Annotated in this window: 6 protein-coding genes and 2 rRNA genes; all 8 read right to left on the reverse strand. The window is 40.7% G+C overall.

The genetic code is table 11. From position 1 onward, the window contains the following. Window positions 1-187: 187 nt before the first annotated feature. Window positions 188-1,129, reverse strand: coding sequence for a UDP-3-O-acyl-N-acetylglucosamine deacetylase (gene lpxC, locus Q7J27_08730; GenBank protein ID MDO9529232.1), 942 nt, complete (start codon window positions 1,127-1,129; stop codon window positions 188-190). Window positions 1,130-1,536: 407 nt separating this feature from the next. Then, window positions 1,537-2,067 (reverse strand): epoxyqueuosine reductase QueH, encoded by a 531-nt coding sequence (locus tag Q7J27_08735; protein MDO9529233.1) that lies wholly within the window; start codon window positions 2,065-2,067, stop codon window positions 1,537-1,539. Between the two features lie 98 nt (window positions 2,068-2,165). Beyond that, a complete protein-coding gene (ruvB, locus tag Q7J27_08740; protein ID MDO9529234.1) occupies window positions 2,166-3,188 on the reverse strand; it encodes a Holliday junction branch migration DNA helicase RuvB in 1,023 nt (340 codons plus the stop codon). A 41-nt stretch (window positions 3,189-3,229) separates the two neighbouring features. Further along, window positions 3,230-3,856 carry a Holliday junction branch migration protein RuvA gene (ruvA, locus tag Q7J27_08745; protein MDO9529235.1) on the reverse strand — a complete coding sequence of 209 codons (627 nt, stop codon included), beginning with the start codon at window positions 3,854-3,856 and terminating at the stop codon, window positions 3,230-3,232. After that, entirely contained in the window at window positions 3,857-4,336 is a 480-nt protein-coding gene (ruvC, locus tag Q7J27_08750; protein MDO9529236.1) for a crossover junction endodeoxyribonuclease RuvC, read from the reverse strand. A 72-nt stretch (window positions 4,337-4,408) separates the two neighbouring features. Then, window positions 4,409-5,167, reverse strand: coding sequence for a YebC/PmpR family DNA-binding transcriptional regulator (locus tag Q7J27_08755; protein ID MDO9529237.1), 759 nt, complete (start codon window positions 5,165-5,167; stop codon window positions 4,409-4,411). Window positions 5,168-5,366: 199 nt separating this feature from the next. Continuing rightward, window positions 5,367-5,483, reverse strand: a 5S ribosomal RNA gene (gene rrf, locus Q7J27_08760). A gap of 77 nt (window positions 5,484-5,560) precedes the next feature. Then, a 23S ribosomal RNA gene (locus Q7J27_08765) occupies window positions 5,561-5,940 on the reverse strand; the annotation flags it as partial.

Genomic DNA, 5,940 nt, shown 5'->3' on the forward strand with positions numbered 1-5,940 from the left:
CAGAGATCTTCTTTTCGATTCAAGCTCGTTAAGTCTTTTATTCATAAGCACCTCCCTATAGTCTGAATACTCACTAAGCAATCAGATTATAGGGTAAATAAAAAGATTTGTCAAGTTTACCCATAAATTTGTCGTAGACCCTTGGAAAAAGCAATCTGAGTAAAATTCTCTGGCAGTATTTTTAAACTTACTGAGAACTACTTTGGAAGGGAATTGCATCCAGAACACTAAAAGTGGGGGCATTAATTGTTTCATCTCTTTCTTCATCCTCATCCAAATAATTTACTATCTTCCAGCTTTCTTCATTCGCTAAGAGTTCTGTAAGGAGCAAATTATTCAATCTGTGTCCCGATTTATAAGCTACAAAATGACCTATAATCGGCATACCCAAAAGAGATAGATCCCCAATGGCATCGAGGATCTTATGCTTTACAAATTCATCAGAAAATCTGAGTCCTTCTTTATTGATAATTTTTTCATCATCCAGGACAACCGCATTATTCAAAGAACCTCCGAGAGCTAATCCCTTTGCTTGAAGGTACTCAACATCTTTTAAAAATCCGAAGGTTCGTGCTGCACAAATATTTTTTTCATATTCAATATCAGAAAAAACCATATGATACAATTGTTCACCGATCAACGGATGTTCAAATTCAATTTCGTAAGTAATTTTAAATTCCGGTGATGGCATAAGCACTGCCCAGCACTCTCCATCCTTTACAGAGATTATCTCCTTTACGACCAGTAATTTCTTACATTTTCCCTGAGCGACTGTTCCGACACTCTTTAACAAGTCAACAAAAGGTAGGGCACTTCCATCCATAATCGGAATTTCAGGTGAATCTATCTCAACAACGGCATTATCCACACCCATCCCATTAAAAGCAGAAAGCAAATGTTCAACCGTTGAAACCATTGTCCCATTTACTCCCAAAGTAGTTGCCAGTGTTGTATCACACACGTTTTTCAACTCGGCCTTGATTATATTATTTTCCGATAAGTCCTTACGAACAAAGATTATCCCTTCATCAACCCCGGCAGGTTTTATTGTCATGTTAACTTTTCTACCTGAGTGCAAACCCACGCTTTTACATCCTATTTCGCTCTTTACCGTTCTCTGCAAACGCATAACACTCCCTGCAAATACATTTTAGAGAGCTTTGCAAAACTGCAATTCTGGTCATTACGAGGAGCTTTAGCGACGCGGCAATCTTATGAATTATCAACATATTACGAGATTGCTTCGCTTCGCTCGCAATGACAATATTGGTATTATGCAAAGCTCTCTTTGCTTTTAGATTAGAAAACTTGGGGAAAATTGTATTTTTAACGTTTTCCCCCTCTTTAAAATAGAGCAACAATCATACCAGCTACAGTTATAATCACATCCAAATAATATAACGGCTATAACTTACTGAAATTCAATATATTTTCCTACAGGCCATTAATTGTTGGAAAAGAATGAAAGTGTTTAACTCTCGTTATGTGTGTCGTAAAAGACACACTTTGATGAGGAATCAGAGGATACTACGATTTTTACTTATTATTGAATCTTTCTTTTTCGCTGTAGATACATCCACAATACTGTTGTCTGTACATACCCAAATCTTTGGATATCCTAATCCCCTCCTTCCATCCTTTACGAAAATCCTGATAGAAGAACTCGATTCCATGTTTCTTCGACAGACTCTCCCCGATATCTTTGATCATCTCGTGATCTTGAAATTTGCTGTAGAGGAGCGTTGTTGTGAAACCTTCCATTTTCTCCCTTTTGGCAATAAGTACGGTATTTTCCAAGCGCGAATAATAACAATACCTACACCTGTTATCTTCTCTAAAAACTACACTTCTCAAAAACTCTTCCATCGGATACTCTTCATGCGAAACAATCCTTAAACCTACACTGACAGCATACTCCTCAAGAGTATCAAACCGTCTTTTATATTCAAGATAAGGATGAATGTTAGGGTTATAAAAGAAGCCCAAAACATTATGACCACTTTCTCTTAATATCTTCAGCGGGTATATCGTACAGGGGGCACAGCAAATATGGAGTAAATTTTTCATACGAAAATCCAGTTCAAAGTTTCAAGTCTAAAGTCTCAAGTCTTTAGAAACGTTTATACGGTTTCTAACTTTAAACCTTAAACTTCAAACCTGAAAATTTATTTGAACAATTGTTGTTGGTCTCTATCTCCCCACTCTTTCCCAAAATGCTCATACGCAATTTTCGTAGCCACCCGCCCTCTTGTTGTCCTGTGAAGGTATCCCTCCTGAATAAGGTATGGCTCATAGACGTCCTCAATAGTATCTCTTTCCTCACCTATTGCAGATGACAGATTATCAATTCCTGCCGGACCACCATTAAATTTATCAATCAAGGTTAATAGTATCTTACGGTCCATGTGATCAAACCCCCTATGATCAACTGCGAGCATTTCCAAGGCATCAATGGCTACCTTTTTGTTAATTAAGCCATCCGCCCTGACTTCAGCAAAATCCCGTACCCTTTTAAGAAGACGGTTCGCTATGCGGGGAGTACCTCGCGACCGGCCGGCTATTTCATAAGCCCCTTCATCATCAAGTCTCACAGACAATATATCAGCCGATCTTTTAACAATGATTGAAAGTTCTGCAGGGGTATAAAATTCAAGTCGGAAACTCATACCGAAGCGATCACGAAGTGGCGATGTAAGAAGCCCTGCTCTGGTCGTTGCACCCATCAGGGTAAACTTAGGAATCTCCAGCTTCATTGAACGTGCGGAAGGTCCCTGGCCGATTAGAATATCGATATGGTAATCCTCCATCGCAGGGTATAGAATTTCCTCTACAACATGGGAAAGCCTATGAATCTCGTCGATAAACAGAGTATCATGTTCGTGAAGATTTGTAAGGATTGCGGCCAAGTCTCCCGGGCGTTCTATAACGGGACCTGAGGTAACTTTAATATCGACTCCCATCTCTTCGGCCACGATATAAGCTAATGTGGTCTTCCCCAGTCCGGGAGGACCATAGAGCAGTACATGATCGAGAGCTTCACCTCTCCTTCTGGCAGCCTCAATGAATATGGAAAGGTTTTCCTTTATTTTTTTCTGTCCCACAAACTCAACAAGAGTTTTTGGACGCAGTGACCGTTCATACCCATTTTCATTCTCAAATTTTGCCGGGCTCACCACAGAATGTTCCATAACGCGCAATCTCTGTTCTACAGGGGTAAGTTATTTTATCGCTATCTCTCCGTGACTGGTCGATAGGATAAATTTTTCAGCGCTTCCTTTAAGAGGACTTCGAACGTCAATTCTTCCGAAGACTCATGTATCACCTTATCCAGAACGTTTTTAGCGGTATTTCTTTTGTACCCAAGGTTTACCAGCGCTGACAGGGCATCCTCTTCAATCACTTCTTCGGACAATCTCTCATCACCGGCAGTAGGTACCGCTCCTTCTGGTGCGAGCCTTAAGACCTTATCCTTAAGCTCAAGTATCATTCTTTCAGCCATTTTTTTCCCAACACCCGGAATTCTCATCAGCCTTGCAAGATCCCCGCCAGAAACGGCCTTTGCCAATTCTGCCACAGAAATACCTGAAAGGATATTCACTGCGAGTTTAGGCCCTATACCGGTCACCAGAATCAACAGTTTAAAGATATCCATCTCCTCTCTGGTATTAAAACCGAAGAGGCCGATTGAATCCGCTTTGAAATGTGTATAGATATTTAATGTGACAGGCTGACCGGTATCTGGAAGCTCGTAGAAAGTACTTAACGGGACAAAGACACGATACCCCACCCCATTAACATCAGCTATAGCATAGTCAGTTGATTTATATAATAATATTCCGTTTATTCTGGCAATCATTCAGGTGGACACCGCCTTTAAAAAATTTGAATGACAGATTGCAATAGCTAAAGCATCTGAGGCATCCACCGGTGGCAATTCTGAAAGATTCAATATGGCTTTGACCATCTGTTGAACCTGTTTTTTTTCCGCCCGGCCATAACCAACAACTGCTTTTTTCACTTCAAGAGGAGTATACTCATAAATCGGGACACTACTATGAAAACTTGCCAGCATTACTACTCCCCTGACCTGTGCCTGCTTTATAAGACTTTTAACATTCTTACCATAGAAGACATCTTCCATGGCTATTGCATCAGGTGTCGAGCTCTTTATAACCTCCATCAAATTATCATATATTCTTGCCAAACACCTCGACAAGAGCTCACCTTTTACCCGCTTTATTTCACCATAAACAATACCTGCAATCCTGTCCCGTTCTTTTTCAATAACACCGTACCCTGTGATATTGATGCCCGGATCAACCCCTAAAATTCTCAATTCCTCTAAACATCTCCCACTTTTTGGCCCTTGACGTGAAATTTTGAGAGCCTTACATAATCATCCAAAACTCTAATTTTGTTGATCCAACTTATCCATTATTTCATCGGGAATATCAAAATTGGCATAAACATTCTGAACATCATCACAGTCTTCCATCTTCTCCATAAGCCTCAGCATCTGTTCAGCCTGTTTGCCATCTAACTTCACTGTATTCTTAGAAACCATGCTCAGTTGTGCCAGAACATACTTAAACCCTGCATTATCAATAGCCTCTTTAACACTCTCAAACGAATCCGGATCGGTGATAACTTCATATTCATTTTCTTGCTCTAATATGTCATCACCGCCAGCCTCCAGGACAAGTTCCATTAAAGCATCTTCGTTTGTCTCCTTTTTGTCAAATATGATATTTCCTTTTTTTTCAAATATCCACGACACACACCCGTTTTCTCCAAGATTTCCACCATATTTTGAAAATACATGCCTTATCTCTGATACGGCTCTTTTTTTATTATCAGTCATAACTTCGATCAAGACGGCTACCCCGCCAGGGCCATACCCTTCATAAATGATTTCCTCGTATGATGCAGTACCCCCAATTTCGCCTGCACCCTTCTTAATTGCCCTCTCGATATTTTCCTTCGGCATGTTTTCTGCCTTTGCCATCATGATAGCTTGTCTGAGCCTTGCATTTCCTTCTGGATCACCACCTCCAAGTCTTGCCGCAAGGGTTACCTCTTTTATAAGCTTTGAGAATATCTTCCCTCGTTTTGCATCTGCGGCACCTTTTTTTCTCTTTATAGTATTCCATTTAGAATGACCTGACATAATAATCTGACTCCCAATTCATATCAAATATCAAAATGAAAACTTTAAAAGTAAAATAATTTTTAATTTTCTTTCTTTGTGCCTTTGTTACTTTGTGCCTTGTAACTACCCATAACTGGATGGTTACGATATAACACAGTCAAATGCTTCCTGTAAAACAAAAAAGCCCCTCCACATATATATGAAGGGGCAATTTTAATTTCGGCAGCGTCCTACTCTCCCACACAGTCGCCCATGCAGTACCATCGGCGCTGGAGAACTTAACTTCCGTGTTCGGGATGGGAACGGGTGTTTCCTCTCCGCCATAGCCACCGAAAAACTCTCTGACCTGTATCATTACAATTGCATATATGAATGTTAACAAAAACGACGAACATATGAAAATTCAATTTTATGGTCAAGCCTCACGACCGATTAGTATCAGTAAGCTCAACACATTACTGTGCTTACACACCTGACCTATCAACCTTGTAGTCTCCAAGGGGTCTTCAGTTTCGATGTCTCCATCGAAAGGGATATCTTATCTTGAGGTGGGCTTCCCGCTTAGATGCTTTCAGCGGTTATCCCTTCCGAACGTAGCTACCCAGCTATGCCACTGGCGTGACAACTGGTACACTATAGGTTCGTCCATCCCGGTCCTCTCGTACTAGGGACAGCTCCTCTCAAATATCCTACGCCCACAACAGATAGGGACCGAACTGTCTCACGACGTTCTGAACCCAGCTCACGTACCGCTTTAATTGGCGAACAGCCAAACCCTTGGGACCTTATTC

This window comes from Syntrophales bacterium, assembly GCA_030655775.1.
Taxonomy (GTDB): domain Bacteria; phylum Desulfobacterota; class Syntrophia; order Syntrophales; family JADFWA01; genus JAUSPI01.

Bases quoted from the DNA above. Each gene is read 5' to 3' on its own strand.
- Q7J27_08735 (MDO9529233.1), bottom strand. From the start codon at position 2,067: ATGAAAAATTTACTCCATATTTGCTGTGCCCCCTGTACGATATACCCG.
- ruvB (MDO9529234.1), bottom strand. From the start codon at position 3,188: ATGGAACATTCTGTGGTGAGCCCGGCAAAATTTGAGAATGAAAATGGG.
- lpxC (MDO9529232.1), bottom strand. From the start codon at position 1,129: ATGCGTTTGCAGAGAACGGTAAAGAGCGAAATAGGATGTAAAAGCGTG.
- Q7J27_08755 (MDO9529237.1), bottom strand. From the start codon at position 5,167: ATGTCAGGTCATTCTAAATGGAATACTATAAAGAGAAAAAAAGGTGCC.
- ruvA (MDO9529235.1), bottom strand. From the start codon at position 3,856: ATGATTGCCAGAATAAACGGAATATTATTATATAAATCAACTGACTAT.